Source organism: Microcystis sp. M53598_WE2 (genome assembly GCF_030067735.1).
GTDB classification, from domain to species: Bacteria; Cyanobacteriota; Cyanobacteriia; order Cyanobacteriales; family Microcystaceae; genus Microcystis; species Microcystis aeruginosa.
Window position 1 is genome coordinate 1 of the sequence record NZ_JASJFE010000857.1, and the last position, 1,743, is coordinate 1,743.

Genomic DNA, 1,743 nt, shown 5'->3' on the forward strand with positions numbered 1-1,743 from the left:
ACCAGCGATGGCGATAAAGTGTCTAATCCTGAGCATTTTAAAAAGTATTATCGGAGACTGCGAAGAGCATCTAAAAGTCTTTCTCGAAAACAGAAAGGGTCAAAAAATCGGGAAAAAGCGAGAATCAAAGTAGCCAAGATTCACGCTCGAATCACCGATAGCAGAAAAGACCATTTACATAAGCTAACCACTCAATTAGTTCGTGAAAACCAAACGGTTGTGGTTGAGAATTTAGCCGTCAAGAATATGGTCAAAAACCCCAAGTTATCTCAGGCAATATCTGATGTAAGTTGGGGAGAAATCACTCGACAATTAGCCTATAAATGCCGTTGGTATGGCAGAAATTACATCGAAATAGATAGATGGTTTCCTAGCTCTAAAAGATGTAGTAATTGCGGGCATATTGCTGAGAAAATGCCGTTAAATGTTCGAGAATGGGACTGTCCAGACTGTGGGACTCACCATGACCGAGATATTAACGCCAGTAAAAATATTTTGGCCGCAGGGCTTGCGGTGTCAGTCTGTAGAGCGACCATAAGACCAGAACAGAGTAAAACTGGGGCGGCAGGTGCGAAAAATCCTTCGGGAAAGAAGCAGAAACCCAAATCGTGAGGTTTGGGAATCGCCGTCCGTTTTACGGCGGCGAGGATGTCAATACAGTCCCATTAAGATTCTCAGTCTGTCTTCAACCAATGCCAGGGTTTCTGAGGATACAGTTCCCCATCGCTTCTCAAGTCGTTCTACTGAGATTGATCTTACGTCCTCGCACTTGATAAAACTTGGCATTTTCACTCCTCCCTCTGGGGGTTCCACTTTTATGTGAAAAGGGATTCCTTTGTCTTTAGAAGTTACTGGCAAAACAACAACTAAGCCAGATGCACCCTGATTAAACAGGTCTGCTGAAATCACTAAACATGGACGCTTACCAGCCTGTTCATGCCCCCTTACTGGATTAAGATCTGCTAGCCATATTTCTCCTCTGGTAATTTCTGCCACTACCCTTCTACTCCATCAGCGAGAGTTTGCTCCCATGTCTGCCTTTCAGAAATTTCCTCTTGCCATAAAGTCTCATTCTTCCTTAAGGCGGCGAAGGCTTCATTCGCTTGAACTAGAAAAACATATCTGCGATAATTTTCGATGGCTTTGTCTAATACTGTTGGGAGCGTATCCCCAGAGGAGTCAACGAGTGCTAACAGCGTTTTGTGAGCAGCCTCACTAATGCTAATTTTTAATTCAGGCATACTTTTCTCTCGTAGCTTGTCTAGGGCTATTGTAGCCAATTGTGTAAGGGCTAACAACCCGGTTGGAGCGGACAGTTGAGAGGCTTTTCGTTGATCGCTATGGTCGATCTGCTGCCGCTCAACCAGAACGTTAGACCGTAGAGATATTGAGTCTTTGCAACTACTTCAGCTCCTCTAATTAGTTTTTATTGCTTCGTTCTATGGCGGTTCTCACACCTGTGTGGCACATTTAAACCTTTGCTGATTAAGCTTTTTAACATCGATAATGTACCTCTTGTGAACAGGAAACGCTATAAAAACTGATTATTTATTCTCCCTTTTGCCTTTTGCCTCTCCTGATATGTAGCCTATACTCAACGGATTTAGTATTAGATAACACCTGTGAATAACGGAGTCGGAGAAGAATTTTTTTCGCCCAATGTCGAAACACTTTCAACTGATGGCGTTTGCTGGGTAAACGCAGTATATAGACAAATCGACGCATTATATCGGCTAATCTACC

Annotated in this window: 3 protein-coding genes and 1 pseudogene; 1 reads left to right on the forward strand and 3 read right to left on the reverse strand. The window is 43.2% G+C overall.

Going from position 1 to position 1,743, the window contains the following annotated elements; translation table 11 throughout:
* Nucleotides 1-612 (forward strand): RNA-guided endonuclease TnpB family protein (locus tag PX636_RS17295; protein WP_288118035.1); only part of this gene is annotated, 612 nt, incomplete at its 5' end.
* A gap of 39 nt (nt 613-651) precedes the next feature.
* On the opposite strand, the gene PX636_RS17300 is transcribed toward PX636_RS17295, so the two are convergent.
* From PX636_RS17300 to PX636_RS17310, 3 genes and pseudogenes are all read right to left on the reverse strand, one after another.
* Entirely contained in the window at nt 652-996 is a 345-nt protein-coding gene (locus PX636_RS17300; RefSeq protein WP_288118037.1) for a type II toxin-antitoxin system PemK/MazF family toxin, read from the reverse strand.
* On the reverse strand, nt 996-1,241 hold the full coding sequence (locus tag PX636_RS17305; protein ID WP_002739747.1) for a hypothetical protein: 246 nt from the start codon (nt 1,239-1,241) through the stop codon (nt 996-998). The genes PX636_RS17300 and PX636_RS17305 overlap by 1 nt, the downstream gene beginning before the upstream one ends.
* 307 nt (nt 1,242-1,548) lie before the next feature.
* Nucleotides 1,549-1,743 (reverse strand): annotated as a pseudogene (locus PX636_RS17310) (NAD(P)/FAD-dependent oxidoreductase); the annotation flags it as partial.

What these genes read in the sequence shown, in the direction of transcription:
- PX636_RS17305 (WP_002739747.1), bottom strand. Translation starts at nt 1,241, where the DNA reads ATGCCTGAATTAAAAATTAGCATTAGTGAGGCTGCTCACAAAACGCTG.